Annotated in this window: 15 protein-coding genes; 14 read left to right on the top strand and 1 reads right to left on the bottom strand. The window is 65.7% G+C overall.

From position 1 onward, the window contains the following. On the bottom strand, positions 1 to 671 hold a 671-nt coding region (gshB, locus tag J4D52_RS20115; protein WP_207272151.1), incomplete at its 3' end, for a glutathione synthase. A gap of 236 nt (positions 672 to 907) precedes the next feature. Between gshB and pilG the strand changes: the two genes are divergently transcribed. From pilG to mdcH, 14 genes are all read left to right on the top strand, one after another. After that, positions 908 to 1,315 (top strand): twitching motility response regulator PilG, encoded by a 408-nt coding sequence (gene pilG, locus J4D52_RS20110; protein ID WP_016704855.1) that lies wholly within the window; start codon positions 908 to 910, stop codon positions 1,313 to 1,315. A 43-nt stretch (positions 1,316 to 1,358) separates the two neighbouring features. After that, a complete protein-coding gene (gene pilH, locus J4D52_RS20105; RefSeq protein WP_007953328.1) occupies positions 1,359 to 1,724 on the top strand; it encodes a twitching motility response regulator PilH in 366 nt (121 codons plus the stop codon). Positions 1,725 to 1,735: 11 nt separating this feature from the next. Then, the gene (locus J4D52_RS20100; RefSeq protein WP_025807193.1) at positions 1,736 to 2,275 is read left to right on the top strand and encodes a chemotaxis protein CheW; all 540 of its coding nucleotides are present in this window, start codon (positions 1,736 to 1,738) and stop codon (positions 2,273 to 2,275) included. A 97-nt stretch (positions 2,276 to 2,372) separates the two neighbouring features. Next, positions 2,373 to 4,436 (top strand): methyl-accepting chemotaxis protein, encoded by a 2,064-nt coding sequence (locus J4D52_RS20095; protein WP_009051306.1) that lies wholly within the window; start codon positions 2,373 to 2,375, stop codon positions 4,434 to 4,436. Positions 4,437 to 4,466: 30 nt separating this feature from the next. Next, positions 4,467 to 10,421: an Hpt domain-containing protein gene (locus J4D52_RS20090; protein ID WP_063433299.1), complete on the top strand. Its 5,955-nt coding sequence runs from the start codon at positions 4,467 to 4,469 to the stop codon at positions 10,419 to 10,421. Next, positions 10,414 to 10,869 (top strand): chemotaxis protein CheW, encoded by a 456-nt coding sequence (locus J4D52_RS20085; RefSeq protein ID WP_063433298.1) that lies wholly within the window; start codon positions 10,414 to 10,416, stop codon positions 10,867 to 10,869. Before J4D52_RS20090 ends, J4D52_RS20085 begins: the two co-directional genes overlap by 8 nt. 1,046 nt (positions 10,870 to 11,915) lie before the next feature. Continuing rightward, the gene (locus J4D52_RS20080; protein ID WP_063433297.1) at positions 11,916 to 12,176 is read left to right on the top strand and encodes a hypothetical protein; all 261 of its coding nucleotides are present in this window, start codon (positions 11,916 to 11,918) and stop codon (positions 12,174 to 12,176) included. A gap of 148 nt (positions 12,177 to 12,324) precedes the next feature. After that, positions 12,325 to 14,001, top strand: coding sequence for a malonate decarboxylase subunit alpha (mdcA, locus tag J4D52_RS20075; protein WP_102676341.1), 1,677 nt, complete (start codon positions 12,325 to 12,327; stop codon positions 13,999 to 14,001). Beyond that, the gene (locus J4D52_RS20070) at positions 14,002 to 14,877 is read left to right on the top strand and encodes a triphosphoribosyl-dephospho-CoA synthase (RefSeq protein ID WP_102676340.1); all 876 of its coding nucleotides are present in this window, start codon (positions 14,002 to 14,004) and stop codon (positions 14,875 to 14,877) included. Then, positions 14,877 to 15,176, top strand: a complete 300-nt coding sequence (locus J4D52_RS20065; RefSeq protein ID WP_007932573.1) for a malonate decarboxylase subunit delta — start codon at positions 14,877 to 14,879, stop codon at positions 15,174 to 15,176. Before J4D52_RS20070 ends, J4D52_RS20065 begins: the two co-directional genes overlap by 1 nt. Continuing rightward, positions 15,169 to 16,017, top strand: coding sequence for a biotin-independent malonate decarboxylase subunit beta (locus J4D52_RS20060; RefSeq protein ID WP_102676339.1), 849 nt, complete (start codon positions 15,169 to 15,171; stop codon positions 16,015 to 16,017). The genes J4D52_RS20065 and J4D52_RS20060 overlap by 8 nt, the downstream gene beginning before the upstream one ends. Then, a complete protein-coding gene (mdcE, locus tag J4D52_RS20055) occupies positions 16,017 to 16,820 on the top strand; it encodes a biotin-independent malonate decarboxylase subunit gamma (protein ID WP_102676338.1) in 804 nt (267 codons plus the stop codon). Before J4D52_RS20060 ends, mdcE begins: the two co-directional genes overlap by 1 nt. Positions 16,821 to 16,825: 5 nt before the next feature. Continuing rightward, positions 16,826 to 17,446, top strand: a complete 621-nt coding sequence (locus tag J4D52_RS20050; protein WP_102676379.1) for a malonate decarboxylase holo-ACP synthase — start codon at positions 16,826 to 16,828, stop codon at positions 17,444 to 17,446. Beyond that, positions 17,443 to 18,378 carry a malonate decarboxylase subunit epsilon gene (gene mdcH, locus J4D52_RS20045; protein WP_102676337.1) on the top strand — a complete coding sequence of 312 codons (936 nt, stop codon included), beginning with the start codon at positions 17,443 to 17,445 and terminating at the stop codon, positions 18,376 to 18,378. Before J4D52_RS20050 ends, mdcH begins: the two co-directional genes overlap by 4 nt. Positions 18,379 to 18,426: the final 48 nt, after the last annotated feature.

Raw genomic sequence — 18,426 nt, 5'->3', positions numbered from 1 at the left:
CAATAATCCACAGGTTCGCCGTCGATCATCAGGATGCGTTTGTCGCCATCGACGATGGCCGGCAGATACTCCTGGATCATGATCTGCTGCTTGCCATGCTGGGTCAGGGTTTCGAGGATCACCGAGAGGTTCGGGTGGCCGGCGGTGTGACGGAAGATCGACGAGCCGCCCATGCCGTCCAGCGGCTTGAGGATCACGTCACCGTGATGGTCGGCGAATTCGCGCAACACGTCCGGGCGACGGCTGACGATGGTCGGCGGGGTGCACTGCGGGAACAGGGTGGCGAACAGCTTTTCATTGCAGTCGCGCAGGCTCTGCGGCTTGTTGACCACCAGCACGCCGTCGCGCTCGGCCTGCTCCAGCAGGTAGGTGGAGTAGACGAACTCCATGTCGAACGGCGGGTCCTTGCGCATCAGGATCACGTCCAGTTCGCTCAGGGCGCTGTCGGTCTCGGCCTCCAGTTCGAACCACTTCTGCGGGTCGGCGAACACCTTCAGCGGACGCATCCGCGCCCGGGCCACGCCACCGGTCGCCTGGTACAGGTCCCGCTGTTCCATATAGAACAGGGTCCAGCCGCGTTCCTGGGCGGCCAGCAGCATGGCCAGCGAGCTGTCCTTCTTATAGGAGATGCTGGCGATAGGGTCCATGACAATCCCGACGCGAACGCTCATGGGCGGTTTCCTCGAAAATTAGTGGGCGCAATGGCTTGAAAAAGTGGCGTCAGAGTGGCGCTCGGGCGGTTCCCGGTCAAGGAAAAACCACCGCGCCGGTCGGCCGATAGATTGCATGGGGAGAGTATGCTAAAAAGGCTCGCATGCCGTGCTCAGGCCTTGAACATCAAGGGCTTGAGGCACTGGCTACCAGTACGGGCAGAAAATCGATTCGCTGTGGCGATGGTAGAGCAGATATGGAACAGCAATCCAGCGCCCTCAAGGTGATGGTGATCGATGATTCGAAGACGATTCGCCGCACGGCCGAAACGTTGCTGAAGAATGTGGGTTGTGAAGTCATTACCGCGGTCGACGGTTTCGAGGCGCTGGCCAAGATCGCCGACCACCACCCGGACATCATCTTCGTCGACATCATGATGCCGCGGCTCGATGGCTATCAGACCTGCGCGCTGATCAAGAACAACAGCGCGTTCAAGTCCACGCCGGTGATTATGCTGTCCTCCAAGGACGGTCTGTTCGACAAGGCCAAGGGTCGCATCGTCGGCTCTGACCAGTTTTTGACCAAGCCTTTCAGCAAGGAAGAGCTGCTGAGCGCGATCAAGGCCCATGTGCCGGGGTTCGCCGCAGTAGAACAAGCACATTGAGGTCCGGCCAGCGGGCCGCACGCCTATTCGTATGGGGAAGACCATGGCTCGTATTCTGATCGTCGATGACTCGCCGACTGAAATGTACAAACTGACCGGCATGCTGGAAAAGCACGGTCATGAAGTCCTGAAGGCCGAAAACGGCGCCGACGGCGTGGCCCTGGCGCGCCAGGAAAAACCCGACGCGGTCTTGATGGACATCGTCATGCCCGGCCTCAATGGCTTCCAGGCCACCCGTCAGTTGACCAAGGACGCGGAAACCAGCCATATCCCGGTGATCATCATCACCACCAAGGATCAGGAAACCGACAAGGTCTGGGGCACTCGCCAGGGCGCCAAGGATTACCTGACCAAGCCGGTCGACGAAGACACCCTGATCAAGACCCTGAACAACGTCCTGGCCGGCTGACCGCCCGCGCCATGGCCGAGTCGCAAACCGCCTTCGAACTGCTGCTCGAGATCGACCAGCGCTGCCGCCTGCTGGCGGCCGATTTGCCCTCCCAGGAAACCCGCCAGCACGGCTGGAGCGGTATCGGCTTTCGCATCGGCGAGCATTGGTATGTGGCGCCGATGGGGGAAGTCAGCGAAGTCCTGCACGAGCCCCGTTACACCCTGCTGCCTGGGGTCAAGCCCTGGGTCAAGGGCGTGGCCAACCTGCGCGGACGGCTGTTGCCGATCATGGATCTGTGCGGGTTCTTCGGCCATGAGCTGTCGGCGCTGCGCAAGCAGCGGCGGGTGCTGGTGGTCGAGCACAAGGAAGTGTTCGCCGGCTTGATGGTGGACGAGGTGGCCGGCATGCAGCATTTCGAGCAGAGCAGCCTGAAGACGGCTGCCAGCGGTAGCGAACAGGGCGCCATCGCGCCGTACCTGCGGGGGTATTTCCCCTGCGAGCAGGTCTGGTGGGTATTCAGTCCCTTCGCCCTGGCGCAGTCGCCGGGGTTTCTGGATGTGGCGCTGTAGGCGCCAGGCGTGCCCGCGAAAGGGATGACGCGGTTTTGCAGGTTCAGCGCATGATGCTCATCGCGAGCAACGGAACAACCGGAATTCAGGTGTGCAGATGCTAAAAGCCAACCCAGGCAAGCCAATGGAAGGATCGCGCAGCCGCTCGCAGATCATCGTGCTGTTCATCGCCCTGATCGTGTTCATCATGCTGCTGTTCGCCAACTTCGCTTACCTCAACACCCAGGCCACTTACGACAAGCAGTACATCGGCCACGCCGGCGAGCTGCGGGTGCTGTCCCAGCGCATCGCCAAGAACGCCACGGAAGCCGCGGCGGGCAAGGCCGCGGCCTTCAAGCTGCTGGGCGATGCGCGCAACGATTTCGCCCAGCGCTGGGGCTACCTGAAAAAAGGCGACCCGGCCACCGGGCTGCCTGCCGCGCCGGTGGCGGTACGCAAGGAAATGCACGCGGTGCAGCAGGACTGGGACAAGCTGCTGCACAACGCCGACGCGATCCTGGCCAGCGAACAGACCGTGCTGTCTTTGCATCAAGTAGCCGCGACCCTGGCGGAAACCGTGCCGCAGCTGCAGGTCGAGTATGAAAAGGTCGTGGAAATCCTCCTGCAGCGCGGCGCTCCGGCCGCCCAGGTGGCCATGGCGCAGCGCCAGTCGCTGCTCGCCGAGCGCATTCTCGGTGCGGTAAATACCGTGCTGGCCGGCGACGAGAACGCGGTGCAGGCCGCCGACGCCTTTGGCCGTGACGCGGCGCGCTTCGGCCAGGTGCTGAGCGGCATGCTCCAGGGCAACCCGACCCTGAAGATCAGCCAGGTCGAGGACCGCGATGCGCGGGCGCGCCTGACCGAGATCAGCGAGCTGTTCCAGTTCGTCTCCGGCTCGGTGGACGAAATCCTCGAAACCTCTCCTGAACTGTTCCAGGTCCGCGAATCGGCGAGCAACATCTTCAGCCTGTCGCAGACCCTGCTCGATGAAGCCTCGCACCTGGCCATCGGCTTCGAGAACCTGGCCGGAGGCCGTTCGCTGGACACTATCGGCGGTTATGTCCTGGGCCTGGCGGCGCTGGCCTCGATCATCCTGATCGGCCTGGTGATGGTGCGTGAAACCAATCGCCAGCTGCACGAGACCGCCGAGAAGAACGAGCGCAACCAGAACGCGATCATGCGTTTGCTGGACGAGATCGAGGACCTGGCCGACGGCGACCTCACGGTGACCGCCTCAGTCACCGAGGACTTCACCGGCACCATCGCCGACTCGATCAACTATTCCGTGGACCAGTTGCGTGACCTGGTGGCGACCATCAACCTCACCGCCGGCCAGGTCGCCGGTGCGGTGCAGGAAACCCAGGCCACCGCCATGCAGCTGGCCGAAGCCTCGGAGCATCAGGCCCAGCAGATTTCCGAGGCCTCCACCGCGATCAACGAAATGGCCCAGTCCATCGACCAGGTGTCGGCCAACGCCGCCGAGTCCTCGGCGGTGGCCGAGCGTTCGGTGGAGATCGCCAACAAGGGCAACGAGGTGGTGCACAACACCATCCACGGCATGGACAACATTCGCGAGCAGATCCAGGACACCGCCAAGCGGATCAAGCGCCTGGGCGAATCTTCCCAGGAAATTGGCGACATTGTCAGCCTGATCGATGACATTGCCGACCAGACCAATATCCTCGCGCTCAACGCGGCGATCCAGGCCTCCATGGCCGGGGATGCCGGGCGCGGGTTCGCGGTGGTGGCCGATGAGGTGCAGCGCCTGGCGGAACGTTCTTCGGCGGCGACCCGGCAGATCGAGACCCTGGTGCGAGCGATCCAGACCGACACCAACGAGGCGGTGATCTCCATGGAGCAGACCACCTCGGAAGTGGTGCGCGGCGCCCGGCTGGCGCAGGATGCCGGGGTGGCCCTGGAAGAAATCGAAGGCGTCTCCAAGACCCTGGCGGCGCTGATCCAGAGCATCTCCAACGCCGCCCAGCAGCAGACTTCGTCGGCCGGACAGATATCCTTGACCATGAACGTGATCCAGCAGATTACTTCACAGACTTCGTCCGGCTCGACCGCGACGGCCGAAAGCATCGGCAACCTGGCGAAAATGGCCAGCCAGCTGCGGCGTTCGGTGTCCGGTTTCACCTTGCCGGCCAGTCGCGAGCAGACGCCGCGGGAAAACCGCTGAGGCCGGAGCACGACTTTGATGGGAATGGTAATGGGTGATCGGCACGACTATGTGGCCCTGGAATGGGTCAAGGGCGAAATTGCCGAAACGCTGAAGCAGGCCCACCAGGCGCTCGATCATCTGGTCGACGAGCCGCAGGCGGTGGAAGCCCTCGACCAGTGCCTGGACTGCATCCATCAGGTCCACGGCAGCCTGCAGATGGTCGAGTTCTATGGCGCGGCGCTGCTCGCCGAAGAAATGGAAGCCCTGACCCTGGCCCTGCGCGAGTACCGCGTGGCCCAGCGCGACGAGGCGATCTACCTGCTGCGCCAAGCCATCAGCCAGTTGCCGCAGTACCTCGACCGGGTGCAAAGCGCACGTCGCGACCTGCCGCTGGTGGTCTTGCCGCTGCTCAACGACCTGCGCAGCGCCCGGGGCGAAGGCCTGCTGAGCGAAACCAGCCTGTTCAGCCCGCAACTGCCGGACCTGCCGGCCCTGGACGAGGCGGCGCTGAACCGCCTGGCGCCCCCCGACCTGACCATCCTGCTGCGCAAGTTGCGGCACATGCTGCAAACCGCGCTGGTCGACCTGCTGCGCGAACAGGATGTGAAAAACAGCCTGGGCTACATGGCCAAGGTCTTCGAACGCCTCCAGGTGTTGTGCCAGAACGCCCCGCTGGGGCCCTTGTGGCAGATCGCCCTGGCCCTGGTGGAAGGCATGGGCAGTGGGGCGATCGCCAACAGCCCGGCGGTGCGCAGCCTGCTCAAGGATGCCGACCGCGAACTCAAGCGCCTCTATGAACAAGGCATCGCCGGGATCAACCAGCCGGCCCCCGACGAACTGCTGAAAAGCCTGCTGTTTTACATCGCCAAGGCCCGCTATCCCACCGCGCAGATGCAGACCATGAAAGACGTTTACGGACTTGATGACGCTTTGCCCGACACTGCGCTGGTGGACCAGGAGCGGGCCCGCATGGCCGGCCCTGACCGCGACGCCATGCGTTCGGTGCTGTCAGCCTTGTGCGAGGAGCTGGTACGGGTCAAGGAACGCCTGGACCTGTTCGTGCGCAGCGACCGCCAGCACGCGTCGGACCTGGACAGCCTGCTGGCGCCCCTGCGGCAGATCGCCGACACCCTGGCGGTGCTGGGTTTCGGCCAGCCGCGCAAGGTCATCATCGACCAGCTGGCGGTGGTGCTGAGCCTGGCCCAGGGCCAGCGTGAACCGAATGATGCGGTGCTGATGGATGTGGCCGGAGCCCTGCTGTATGTCGAGGCGACCCTGGCTGGCATGATCGGCCCGGCCGAGCCCGAGAGCCGCGAAGAAAGCCGCCTGCCGACCACCGACCTGACCCAGATCCACCAACTGGTGATCAAGGAGGCGCGGATCTGCCTGCAGCAGGCCAAGGACCTGATCGTCGACTACATCGACGCCGGTTGGGACCGCGAACACTTGCAGGCGCTGCCGGAGCTGCTGACCCAGGTGCGTGGTGCTTTGGCGATGATCCCCCTGAGCCGGGCGGCGGGTCTTTTGCAGGCCTGCATCGGTTTTGTGCGCGAACACCTGTTGCTGGACCCGCGCCAGCCCGGCTGGCAGCAGTTGGACAATCTGGCCGACGTGATCACCAGCATCGAGTATTACCTGGAGCGCCTGAGCGACGATCACCAGGCGCCGGGGGAGAAGATTCTCGACGTGGCCGAGCAGGGCCTGGCCGCGCTGGGCTATGTGCCACAAAAGCAGGCACCGGACGAGTGGGTGGCGAGCGAACAGGTGCCGCTGCTCAGCGATGTGCTCAGCCCCAACGAAGCCCTGGTGATGCAGGACCTGCAGGAGCTGGACAGCCCGGAAGTGGTGCAGTCCCTGGCCGATGTGCTGGCCAGCCCGGTCTCGGCGCTCAATCCGCCGGCGCTGGATACGCCGGGCAGTCTGTTGCCGCCGCCGGGCGATGAAGCGCCGGTGGATGACGAGCTGCGCGAAGTCTTCCTCGAAGAGACCGACGAAGTGCTCGACGCGCTGCGCGAGTACCTGCCGCGCTGGGCCGCCGACCCTCACGGCAAGGCGGCGCTGGGCGAACTGCGCCGGGCCTTCCATACCCTCAAGGGCAGCGGGCGGATGGTTCGCGCGCTGGTGCTGGGCGAGCTGGCCTGGGCCGTGGAAAACCTGCTCAACCGCGTCCTGGAACACAGCGTGGAGCCGGGGCCGCAGGTGCGGCAACTGCTCGAAGATGTATTGCAGCTGCTGCCGGAGCTGGTCGCCGAGTTCGCCGCCCAGGCCCAGCGCCAGCGCGACGATGTCGACCGCCTGGCTGCTCGGGCGCATGCCCTGGCCAAGGGGGATACGGCGTCGGTAGACGGGCTGGAAGACGGGCTCGATCCGCAGTTGCTGGAGATCTTCCGCAACGAGGCCGAAACCCATCTGGAGAGCATCAAGCGTTTTCTCGATCAGGCTGCCGAGCACCTGCCCTTGCAGGCCAGCGACGAATTGCAGCGTGCCCTGCACACCCTCAAGGGCAGCGCCCACATGGCCGGCGTGCTGCCGATCGCCGAGCTGGCGGCGCCGCTGGACCTGCTGGCCCGGGAGTATCGCGCGCACCTGATGGCCCTGGACCTGGACGAAGTCGAGCTGCTGCTGGAAGCCGAAGGCCTGTTTCGCCGTGGCCTGCAACAGCTGGACAGCGATCCGCTGGTGCCCATCGAAGGCGCCGCTGACCTGATCGAACGGGTCAAGGCGCTGACCGCCGAGCGCCTGGAAAGCCTGCTCCGCGCGCCCAATACCGGGCTGCGGGTCAAGCGCGATGCGCAATTGATCAGCAGCTTCCTGGCCCAGGGCATGGACATCCTGCTGGATGCCGAAAACCTGCTGCGCCGCTGGCAGCTGCACCCCGGCGAGCGCCAGGAGCTCAGTGCGCTGCTGGACGAACTGACCACTCTCGGCGAAGGCGCGCACCTGGCGGACCTGCAGCCGATGGACGAGTTGTGCGAAGCGCTGCTGGACCTGTACGGCGCCGTGGAAGAAAGCAGCCTGGCGGTGGGCGAGCGGTTTTTCCATGAGGCGGAAAACGCCCACGAAGCCCTGATCAACATGCTCGACGAACTGGCCGCCGGCCAGGAAGTCAGCCCGCAACCGGCCATGGTCCGGGCCTTGCGCGAACTGCTCGAGGAAAGCCTCGATCCCTCCGCCATGGGCCTGATCCGCAGCGACGGCAGTCGCACCCTGAGCATCACCGACCTGGCCAGCGCCACCGCCAAGATGGAGCAGGAAGCGCCGATCGAGGTGGAGGGACCGGACGATGAAATCGTGGCGATCTTCCTCGAAGAGGCGGTGGATATTCTCGAAAGCGCCGGCCAGGCCTTGCAACGCTGGCTGGCCGACCCGGACAACACAGCGCCGCTGTCTTCCCTGCAACGCGACCTGCACACCCTCAAGGGCGGCGCGCGCATGGCCGAAGTCGGCCCGGTGGGCGACCTGGCCCAGGAACTGGAAAACCTCTACGAAGGCCTGGTGGATCGCCGTTACCAGCATGGCGAGGTCCTGGCCGACTTGCTGCGCCGCAGCCATGAGCAACTGGCGCTGCTGTTGCAGCAGTTGCAGGCGCAGCAAGCGCTGAGCGATCCGAAGACGCTGATCGAGGCAATCCGCGGTTTTCGCCAGCGCAGCGGGGTCACCAGCGAGGTGCCCGAGGCTGCGGTGGCCGACGATTCGGCGGCCCACGATCCGGAGCTGCTGGAGATTTTCCTCGAAGAAGGTTTCGACATCCTCGACAGTTCGGGGGCGGCGCTGACGCGCTGGCAGGCCGAACCGGCCAGCCGTCAGGAAGTGGAAACCCTGCTGCGTGACCTGCACACCCTCAAGGGTGGCGCGCGCATGGTGGAGATCGCGCCGATCGGCGACCTGGCCCACGAGCTGGAATTTCTCTACGAGGGCCTGTCCGCGGGCCTGCTGCAACCGACCCCGGCGCTGTTCGGCCTGTTGCAGAAAAGCCAGGACCGCCTGGCGCAGATGCTCGACGCGGCCCGTGCCGAACAACCGATCAAGCCGGCCGACAGCCTGATCGAGGCAATTCGTGGCTTCACCCATCCGACCCAAGCCGAAGCGCCGCCTCTGCTGCTGCCCGACCTTAGCCCGCCGAGCAAACCCGAGCCGCCAGTGGTACCGGCGGAAGCCGCGGTGGCCGGGGATATGGTCAAGGTCTCGGCCGAGCAGCTCGATGATCTGGTCAACCTGGCCGGGGAAACCTCGATCTTCCGGGGGCGCATCGAGCAACAGGTCAACGATGCGCGGGTGGCCCTGAGCGAAATGGAAACCACCATCGAGCGTATTCGCGACCAGTTGCGCCGCCTGGACACCGAAACCCAGGGGCGGATCCTCAGCCGCCAGCAGGTCGAGGCCGAGCGCCTGGGCTACGAAGAGTTCGACCCGTTGGAGATGGACCGCCATTCGCAGTTGCAGCAACTGTCGCGGGCCTTGTTCGAGTCGGCGTCCGACCTGCTCGACCTCAAGGAAACCCTGGACCGGCGCAATCAGGACGCGGAAAACCTGTTGCAGCAGCAGGGGCGGGTCAATACCGAGCTGCAGGAAGGCCTGATGCGCACGCGCATGGTGCCCTTCGAGCGCCTGGTGCCGCGGCTCAAGCGCATCGTCCGCCAGGTGGCCGAGGAGCTGGGCAAGGATGTCTCGTTCAGCGTCGGCAACGCCGAGGGCGAGATGGACCGTAACGTGCTGGAGCGTATGGTCGCGCCCCTGGAACACATGCTGCGCAACGCCGTCGACCATGGCCTGGAGTCCGCCGAGGTACGCCGTGCCGCGGGCAAGCCGGAGCAGGGGCGGATTACCCTGGACCTGTCCCACGAAGGCGGCGATATCGTCTTCGATATGCGCGACGACGGCGCCGGGGTGCCGCTGGAGGCGGTGCGGCGCAAGGCGATCAAGCGTGGCCTGCTCGCCCCCAATGTCGAGATCAGCGACCGCGACGTGCTGCAATTCATCATGCAGCCGGGGTTTTCCACGGCGGAGAAAATCACCCAGATTTCCGGGCGCGGGGTGGGCATGGACGTGGTCCATGAAGAGGTGCGCCAGCTCGGCGGTTCGATGACCATCGACTCGATCCCGGGGCAGGGCGTGCATTTTCGCATCCGCCTGCCGTTCACCCTGTCGGTCAACCGGGCGCTGATGGTGCAGTGCCTGGAGGAGCAGTACGCGATCCCGCTGAACACCATCGAGGGCATCGTCCGGGTACTGCCCCACGAACTGGAAAGCTACTACCAGCTTGACTCGCCCCATTACCAGTACGCCGGCCAGCGCTATGAGCTGTGTTACCTCGGCGAGCTGCTGCACACCGTGGCCCGGCCGAAACTGCTGGGGCAGAGCCTGCCGCTGCCGGTGCTGCTGGTGCATTACAACGAACACCGGATCGCCGTGCAGGTGGACGCCATGGCCGGCACCCGGGAAATCGTGGTCAAGAGCCTGGGGCCGCAGTTCGCGGCGGTGCAGGGCCTGTCCGGCGCGACCATCCTCGGCGATGGCCGGGTGGTGCTGATTCTCGATCTGCTGGCACATATCCGCGCCCTGCAAACGCGCTTGCCGGTGCCGCGCATGGCGGCCGGTGATGAAGTGATTGCCGAGGTCGAGCCGCTGCGGCCGAGGCTGGTGCTGGTGGTCGACGACTCGGTGACGGTGCGCAAGGTCACCAGCCGCCTGCTGGAACGCCACGGCATGAACGTGTTGACCGCCAAGGACGGGGTCGACGCCATGGCGCTGCTGCAGGAACACACCCCGGACCTGATGCTGCTGGACATCGAGATGCCGCGCATGGACGGCTTCGAGGTGGCGATGCAGGTGCGCGCCGACCCGCGCCTGCAACAGCTGCCGATCATCATGATCACCTCGCGCACCGGCCAGAAACACCGCGACCGAGCCATGGCCATCGGCGTCAACGATTACCTCGGCAAGCCTTACCAGGAGTCGGTGCTGCTGGAGAGCATCGCCCAGTGGAGCAGACCCCATGCATGACTACCGCGCCAGCTTCCTCACCGGACTGCTGCTGCCCCTGGCCGACCGCACCCTGATCCTGCCCAACGTCGCGGTGGCCGAACTGATCGACTACCAGCGCGGTGAACCCGCCAGCGACGCCCCGCCCTGGTACCTGCGCGCTGTCGCCTGGCGCGACCGCCAGCTGCCGCTGATCAGCTTCGAAGCCGCCTGCGGCCAGCCCCTCGCCATCGGCGAACGCGCCCGCATCGTCGTGCTCAACACCCTGGGCGGCCGCGAGCGGCTGAAGTTCATCGCCCTGGTGATCCAGGGCATCCCGCGCTCCTGCCGGCTCGACAGCCAACTGAGCTACGTCGACGTGCCGCTGTGCCGGCTGGAAAAGGCCGCGGTGCAGGTGGGGGAGCAGGTGGCGAAGATCCCGGATCTGTTGGGGTTGGAGGAGATGCTGGTGAAGGCGGGGTTGTCGTAGATCTTGCCGAACGGCTTGATCGTTCCCAGAAAGGGACCTATCGGTCCCTATTTGGGACTGATGGGATCAATCATGTCGGCACTCTCGTTCGATGACGCAGCGACTGTTTTTGGTGCGCCACGGATCTGTAGGAGCGAGGCTTGCCCGCGATGGCGTCTGTTCTGGCGCTGCATTTTTTGGATGGTGTACATATCCATTCCTGCGGTAACGGCCACTTAGGGTTCCGCCCTTACGGCGGGTCACTTTTTTTCAAACGCCGGAATGCCGGCCCAGCAAAAAGTAACCAAAAAACGTTTGCCCCTGCGTATGGCCTTCGCTGCGCTCAGGTTCCCTCGCTCCGGCGTCCATCAGGGTGCATCGACTCCGGTCGGCTTCGCTTCGACCTCCATACGATGTCCTCGACTGCGTCGAGGGGCGCTGCGCGCCATCCCCCTGATGAACACCTCCACTCGGCCTCCCGATGGGGCGGGTAGATCAAGATCAAGATCAAGATCAAAAGCCAAAGCCAAAGCCAAAGCCAAAGCCAAAGCCAAAGCCAAAGCCAAACGCGACCTGCCGGTCGACTCTAAACCCTGTAGCCGCTGCCGCAGGCTGCGATCGGGGCGCAGCCCCGTAAATCTGGCGACGCGGTATACCTAGCCGGGCGCCGTCGCCTGGCTTGGCGACCGCTGCGCGGTCGATCGCAGCCTCGCCAAGGCTCGGCAGCGGCTACGCTGCGGTCTGGGGTATTAACAGACATTTCAGCCGTAGAGAGTGGCAACAGTTTGCCGATTGCTGGGAGGTGTATCAGGCCCCATAGTCCGGGCTGTCACCGACGCATCGGTGGCCGATCTTAGCCGGTCGAAACTGTTCACGGACGCACAAGCGCCCTCCTATAATGCTGGCGCTTTTTGCTGCCTGCATTTGCTATGGCGGCTGTGCGTGGGACACCTGCGGGTGTGCCGGACTTCCGTGAATGGTCCGGTCGGCTAACCCGCGTACAGCTGCCACCCTCTTTGTTTAGCCGCATAGGGTGGTAACTCTTCAGCATTCACGGAGAAACACCCATGACTGAGTTCATCCCGCTACACAGCAATCTCACCACCACCCCGGTGCTCTACCTCAACCCCAACGCCCCGGCATCCGACCTGCACGGCTGTGCCGTCCAGCGCTTCAAGGCCACCCGCGACCTGATGCACAGTCTCAATTGCTTGAGCCTCAAGGGTGTTCACGACCAGGACATGCGTCACATCGTCAATGTGGCCCATCTGCTGTTGCAGGATGGCTGCGATGCGTTGGATGCATTGCAGTGGCGGCTCGAGGGTTAAGCGTAAGGTTCTTTATGGGGCGTGGGTGTGAAGGCCTGCGCCCCTCGATCATTACCCTCACCGTAACGATCCGCCGCTCTGCTTGATTGATGCCTTGCATCCTCCGCTCCTAAGGTAGCTGCCACGACAGCGAACCCGTGGAGTGAGCATGACAACAACAATATCCCCCGACTCGCGCTGGACGCGGCGGCGCGCTGAAAAGCAGCGGCGTCTCGAGCAGGTGCGGGGTCTCGCCGATGGCGCGGTGTTGCCCACCGACAAGATAGTCGCGGCGCTGGAGGCGTTGATTCTGCCCGGCGACCGCGTGGTGCTGGAGGGCAATAACCAGAAGCAGGCGGACTTCCTGTCCCGCTCCCTGGCCAAGGCCGACCCCAGCCGCCTGCACGATTTGCACATGATCATGCCCAGCGTCGGCCGTTCGGAGCACCTGGACCTGTTCGAACGCGGCATCGCCCGCAAGCTCGACTTCTCCTTCGCCGGCACCCAGAGCCTGCGTATCAGCCAGTTGCTGGAAGACGGCCTGCTGGAGATCGGCGCCATCCACACCTACATCGAACTCTATGCGCGGCTAGTGGTGGACCTGATCCCCAACGTGGTGCTTTCGGCCGGTTTTATGGCCGACCGCGCGGGCAACATCTATACCGGGCCGAGCACCGAGGACACCCCGGCGCTGATCGAGCCGGCAGCCTTCAGCGATGGCATCGTCATCGTCCAGGTCAATCAGCTGGTGGACGACGTCAGCGAGCTGCCACGGGTGGATATCCCGGCGTCCTGGGTCGATTTCGTGGTGGTGGCCGACAAGCCGTTCTACATCGAGCCGCTGTTCACCCGCGACCCGCGCCATATCAAGCCGGTGCACGTGCTGATGGCGATGATGGCGATCCGCGGCATCTATGAAAAACACAAGGTCCAGTCGCTGAACCACGGCATCGGTTTCAACACCGCGGCCATCGAGCTGATCCTGCCGACCTACGGCGAATCCCTGGGCCTGAAAGGCAAGATCTGCCGCAACTGGACCCTCAACCCCCATCCGACCCTGATTCCGGCCATCGAAAGCGGCTGGGTGGAAAGCGTGCATTGCTTCGGCACCGAACTGGGCATGGAAAATTACATCGCCGCGCGGCCGGATGTGTTCTTCACCGGGCGCGACGGCTCGTTGCGCTCCAACCGGATGTTCTGCCAGCTGGCCGGGCAATACGCGGTGGACCTGTTTATCGGCGCCACCCTGCAGGTCGATGGCGACGGCCATTCCTCCACTGTGACCCGCGGCCGCCTGGCCGGCTTCGGCGGTGCGCCGAACATGGGCCACGACCCGCGCGGCCGGCGCCACGGCACCCCGGCCTGGCTGGATATGCGCCAGGACCAGAGCGACGCACCGGCGGCCATGCTCGAACGGGGCAAGAAGCTGGTGGTGCAGATGGTCGAGACCTTCCAGGAAGGCGGCAAACCGACCTTCGTCGAAACCCTCGACGCCGTGGAAGTGGCACGCAAGAGCGGCATGCCCCTGGCGCCGATCATGATCTACGGCGACGACGTCACCCACCTGCTGACCGAAGAGGGCATCGCCTACCTATACAAGGCCCGCTCCCTGGAAGAGCGCCAGGCGATGATCGCGGCGGTGGCCGGGGTGACCGCCATCGGCCTGCGCCACAACCCGAAAGACACTGCGCGCATGCGCCGCGAAGGCCTGATTGCCTTGCCCGAAGACCTCGGCATCCGCCGCACCGACGCCAGCCGCGAGCTGCTGGCGGCGAAAAGCGTCGCCGATCTGGTGGAGTGGTCGGGTGGCTTGTACAACCCGCCCGCCAAGTTCAGGAGCTGGTAAATGCACGCCTTCAACCTGCAAAGCAAACCCCTGAGCCTGGCCGAGCGCCTGGCGGACCTGGCGGTGGACGCGCTGATCGACGAAGCCGACCTGTCGCCGAAACCGGCCCTGGTCGACCGTCGCGGCAACGGCGCCCACAGCGACCTGCACCTGGGGCTGATGCATGCCTCGGCCCTGTCGCTGTGGCCAGCCTTCAAGGAAATGGCTGAAGCTGCCAACGAGTTCGGCACGGTCGGCCTGCCCCTGCGCGAAGCCCTGGGCCGCATCGGCCGTGAAGGCGAAGCGGCGATGCTTGCCACTACTAATAGGGTGAACACTCATCGTGGCGCGATCTGGGCCCTGGGCCTGTTGGTGGCCGCCGCCGCCCTGGAACCTCAAGCCAACACGGCAGGCGCCCTGTGCCTGCGAGCCGCGCGCCTGGCGCTGCTGGACGACCGTTACGCGCCGCGGCCCCTCAGCCATGGCGCGCAAGTGGCGCTGCGCTATGGCGTGCGCGGCGCCCGGGAAGAAGCCCAGCTGGGCTTTCCGGCGGTGCTGCAACGGGGCCTGCCGCAACTCGAACGCAGCCGGGCCCAGGGGCATGGCGAACAGAACGCCCGGCTCGATGCACTGCTGGCGATCATGAGCGGCCTGGCCGACACCTGCGTTTTGTATCGCGCCGGTGAGGAAGGCCTGCAGGCCATGCAGCAGGGCGCCCAGGCGGTGCTCGACGCTGGTGGCAGCGCCAGCCTGACCGGGCGTCGCCGCCTGCATGAGCTGGACCAGTGTCTGCTGGCCTTGAATGCCTCGCCCGGTGGCGCCGCGGACTTGCTCGCGGCCTGCCTGCTGATCGACCGGATCGCCTCCGGCGCCGTCTTCATCCAGGGAGCAGTGTGATGGAAACCTTGTCTTTCGAATTTCCCGCCGGGCAACCCGCCCGGGGCCGGGCGCTGGTGGGCTGTGTCGGCTCGGGCGACCTGGAGGTGCTGCTCGAACCCGGGCAGCCCGGCAAGCTGAGCATCCAGGTGCAGACCTCGGTCAACGGCAGCGCGTCGCGCTGGCAGCATCTGTTCGAGCGCATGTTCGACGGCCAGACGCCGCCGGCCCTGAGCATCGACATCCATGATTTCGGCGCCACCCCCGGCGTGGTGCGTTTGCGCCTGGAACAGGGCTTCGAGGAGATCGGCCATGACTGACAGCGCCCGTTTGCTCAACAAACACAGTTTCGTCGAACTCGGCGCCCGGCAGCGGGCCAAGGCCTTGCTGGACGCCGGCAGCTTTCGTGAATTGCTCGATCCATTCCAGCGCGTCATGTCGCCTTGGCTGGCCCGCCAGGGCGTGGTGCCCCAGGCCGATGACGGGGTAGTGATCGCCAAGGGCCGCATCGACGGCCTGCCGGTGGTGATCGCCGCCATCGAAGGCGCGTTCCAGGGTGGCAGCCTCGGCGAGGTCGGCGGGGCGAAGATTGCCGGCGCCCTGGAACTGGCGGCCGAAGACAACCGCAAGGGCATTCCGACTCGCGCCGTGCTGTTGCTGGAAACCGGCGGCGTGCGCCTGCAGGAAGCCAACCTCGGGCTGGCGGCGATCGCCGACATTCACGCGGCCATCGTCGACCTGCGCCAATACCAGCCGGTGATAGGCATCGTGGCCGGCAGCGTCGGCTGTTTTGGCGGCATGTCGATTGCCGCCGGGCTGTGCAGTTACCTGCTGGTGACCCAGGAGGCGCGGCTTGGCCTCAACGGCCCGCAGGTGATCGAACAGGAAGCCGGCCTCGAGGAATACGATTCCCGCGACCGGCCCTTTATCTGGAGCCTGACCGGCGGCGAGCAGCGTTTCGCCAGCGGCCTGGCGGATCGTTATGTGGCCGACGACGTGGCGCAGATCCGTCAACAGGTCAGCGAACTGCTGGCCCAAGGGTTGCCCGACGAGCAGCGCAGCCGTCAGGCCGAGCTGTACCTGCAACGCCTGGCCCGGCTGGACAGCCACCCACAGATCGACCCGGCGACGGTTCGCCAGCTGTATCGAGGAGATCACTGATGAGTGCTTATTCCCTACGGGGCCTGCATTGGTTCACGGCCCTGAGCGCGGGCGCTGCCCCAGTCGCGGGTTTGCCCGCCTCCTTGAAAGTGGCGGACGCCACCCTGGAGCAGCAGCCTGTGCGGTTTATCGCCGTGGTCGCCGATCCGGCCAACCCCTTTGTGCGCGCCCGCAACGGTGAGGTCGGCCTGCTGGAGGGATGGGGCCTGGCCAAGGCGGTGGACGAGGCGATCGAGGCTGACCGCGAGCAGAGCGTCAAGCGCGCGCTGATCGCCATAGTCGATGTGCCGAGCCAGGCCTATGGGCGGCGCGAGGAAGCTTTGGGCATCCATCAGGCGCTGGCCGCGGCCGCCGACAGTTACGCCCGGGCCCGGTTGGCCGGGCATCCGGTAATCGGTCTGCTGGTGGGCAAGGCCATGTCCGGGGCCTTCCTGGCCCAGGGTTACCAGGCCAACCGCCTGATTGCCTTGCGCGATCCGGGGGTGATGGTGCATGCCATGGGCAAGGTGTCGGCGGCGCGGGTCACCCTGCGCAGTGTCGAGGAACTGGAGGCTCTGGCCGCCAGCGTGCCGCCCATGGCCTATGACATCGACAGCTATGCCAGCCTCGGCCTGCTCTGGGAGACGCTCTCGGTCAGTCAGGTCGAACAGCCGACCGCCGACGACCTGAGCCAGGTGCGGCAGTGCCTGAGCCAGGCGATTGCCGATGTGCGCATCCATGGTCGAGATCTGTCGGGACGCCTGGGGGCCAGCAACCGCGGCGCGTCCAGCCGGGTCCGCCAGCTGTTGCGCGAGCAATGGTGAGCGCCATGGCCAGCGCCTTACTGCCCCATGACCTGCTGTGGGGCCTGACCCCGCAACAGTTGCCCGCCGATGCCCCGGCCTGGGCGTTGGCAGCCATGGCTGCCGGGCAACCGGTGGTGGTGCGCCGTGCATTGACCGCGGTGGGGCAGGTGGCGGTGGGCGTGCGTGGACGGCTGCGGGAGCAGCGCTACGGGACGCTGATGGCGGTGGCGGCCATCGAGTGCCGGGTGCGCCCGGAACAGCTGTGCCATGTCGAGTCGGAGCGGGCCTGGCCAGCGCTCCAGGCACTGGCCCGGTTGCGTGAACCCTTGGATGGCCTCGGCCTGGCCTGGGGTGTCAGCGGCAGTGCTGGTTTTGAACTGGCCAGCGGCGTGCCGGCGCTGTATCGGCAGAGCGACCTGGACCTGATCCTGCGCACTGCGCGGCCCATGGAGAGGTCCGAGGCCCGGGTACTGCTGGCACTGCTCGACGCCGCCGTTTGCCCGGTGGACATGCAATTGCAGACGCCCAACGGCGCCGTGGCCCTGCGCGAATGGGCCGGGACTTCGGCGCGGGTGCTGCTGAAAAGCGCCAGCGGCGCGCGTCTGGTCGGCGATCCGTGGCAGGCCCTGGAGCAGGTGGCGTGAGCAGCCTGCTGGTGTTTCCAGGCCAGGGCACGCAGCAGCCGGGGATGTTGCATCGCCTGCCAACCAGCGTTCTGGCGGACGCCTGCCTGCGACAGGCCAGTGAAGTCCTGGGCGAGGATGCCCTGGCCCTGGATTCGCCCCAGGCCCTGGCGAGTACCCGGGCGGTGCAGCTGTGCCTGCTGATCGCCGGCGTGGCCAATGCCCGGGTGTTGCTGGAAAACGGGTCGGGCGCGGATTACGTGGCGGGTCTGTCGATTGGTGCCTACCCCGCCGCGGTGGTGGCCGGGGCCCTGGATTTTGGCGATGCGCTGCGTCTGGTCAGCCTGCGCGGCGAGCTGATGCAGCAGGCCTATCCACAGGGTTATGGCATGACCGCGATCATCGGCCTGGAACTGGCGACGGTGGAGGCCTTGCTGGCCCGGGTACACAGCCCGGACAACCCGGTGTACCTGGCCAATATCAATGCCGATAGCCAGGTGGTGATCGCCGGCAGCGATGCCGCCATGAGCCAGGTCGCCGAGCTGGCCCGGGGTTGTGGTGTCGGGGTGGCCAAGCGTCTGGCGGTCAGTGTGCCGTCCCATTGCCCGTTGCTGGAACAGCCGGCCAAGGCCCTGGCTGAGGCCTTCTCCAGGGTGACCCTGCAGCCGCTGCGCCTGGGTTACCTGAGCGGCAGCCGCGCGCGGCCGCTGCGTACGCCGGAGCAGCTGCGCGACGACCTGGCGTTCAACATGTGCCGGCTGGTGGATTGGCGCGGCACCGTGCAAAGCGCCTACGAGCGCGGCGTGCGGCTACAGATCGAACTGCCGCCCGGCGCGGTGTTGACCGCTCTGGCGCGCCGGGTGTTCGAGCAGGGCACCGTGATTGCCTGTGACGGTGCCCGGCTCGACACCCTGCAAGCGCTGTTGCGTGAGGAGGGAAGCCGCCAACCCTAGACACCGACTCAAGCTGGCGAAGCACAAGAACAACAACTTCGACGATGC

This window comes from Pseudomonas sp. GW460-12-10-14-TSB1 (assembly GCF_017349775.1).
Taxonomy (GTDB): domain Bacteria; phylum Pseudomonadota; class Gammaproteobacteria; order Pseudomonadales; family Pseudomonadaceae; genus Aquipseudomonas; species Aquipseudomonas piscium.
Note: the sequence above shows the minus strand (reverse complement) of the source record. Positions and strands in the feature narration are given on the sequence as shown.

What these genes read in the sequence shown, in the direction of transcription:
- pilG (WP_016704855.1), top strand. Translation starts at nt 908, where the DNA reads ATGGAACAGCAATCCAGCGCCCTCAAGGTGATGGTGATCGATGATTCG.
- mdcE (WP_102676338.1), top strand. Translation starts at nt 16,017, where the DNA reads ATGAGTGCTTATTCCCTACGGGGCCTGCATTGGTTCACGGCCCTGAGC.
- J4D52_RS20100 (WP_025807193.1), top strand. Translation starts at nt 1,736, where the DNA reads ATGGCCGAGTCGCAAACCGCCTTCGAACTGCTGCTCGAGATCGACCAG.
- mdcA (WP_102676341.1), top strand. Translation starts at nt 12,325, where the DNA reads ATGACAACAACAATATCCCCCGACTCGCGCTGGACGCGGCGGCGCGCT.
- J4D52_RS20095 (WP_009051306.1), top strand. Translation starts at nt 2,373, where the DNA reads ATGCTAAAAGCCAACCCAGGCAAGCCAATGGAAGGATCGCGCAGCCGC.
- J4D52_RS20050 (WP_102676379.1), top strand. Translation starts at nt 16,826, where the DNA reads ATGGCCAGCGCCTTACTGCCCCATGACCTGCTGTGGGGCCTGACCCCG.
- J4D52_RS20085 (WP_063433298.1), top strand. Translation starts at nt 10,414, where the DNA reads ATGCATGACTACCGCGCCAGCTTCCTCACCGGACTGCTGCTGCCCCTG.
- J4D52_RS20065 (WP_007932573.1), top strand. Translation starts at nt 14,877, where the DNA reads ATGGAAACCTTGTCTTTCGAATTTCCCGCCGGGCAACCCGCCCGGGGC.
- J4D52_RS20080 (WP_063433297.1), top strand. Translation starts at nt 11,916, where the DNA reads ATGACTGAGTTCATCCCGCTACACAGCAATCTCACCACCACCCCGGTG.
- pilH (WP_007953328.1), top strand. Translation starts at nt 1,359, where the DNA reads ATGGCTCGTATTCTGATCGTCGATGACTCGCCGACTGAAATGTACAAA.
- J4D52_RS20070 (WP_102676340.1), top strand. Translation starts at nt 14,002, where the DNA reads ATGCACGCCTTCAACCTGCAAAGCAAACCCCTGAGCCTGGCCGAGCGC.
- J4D52_RS20090 (WP_063433299.1), top strand. Translation starts at nt 4,467, where the DNA reads ATGGGTGATCGGCACGACTATGTGGCCCTGGAATGGGTCAAGGGCGAA.
- J4D52_RS20060 (WP_102676339.1), top strand. Translation starts at nt 15,169, where the DNA reads ATGACTGACAGCGCCCGTTTGCTCAACAAACACAGTTTCGTCGAACTC.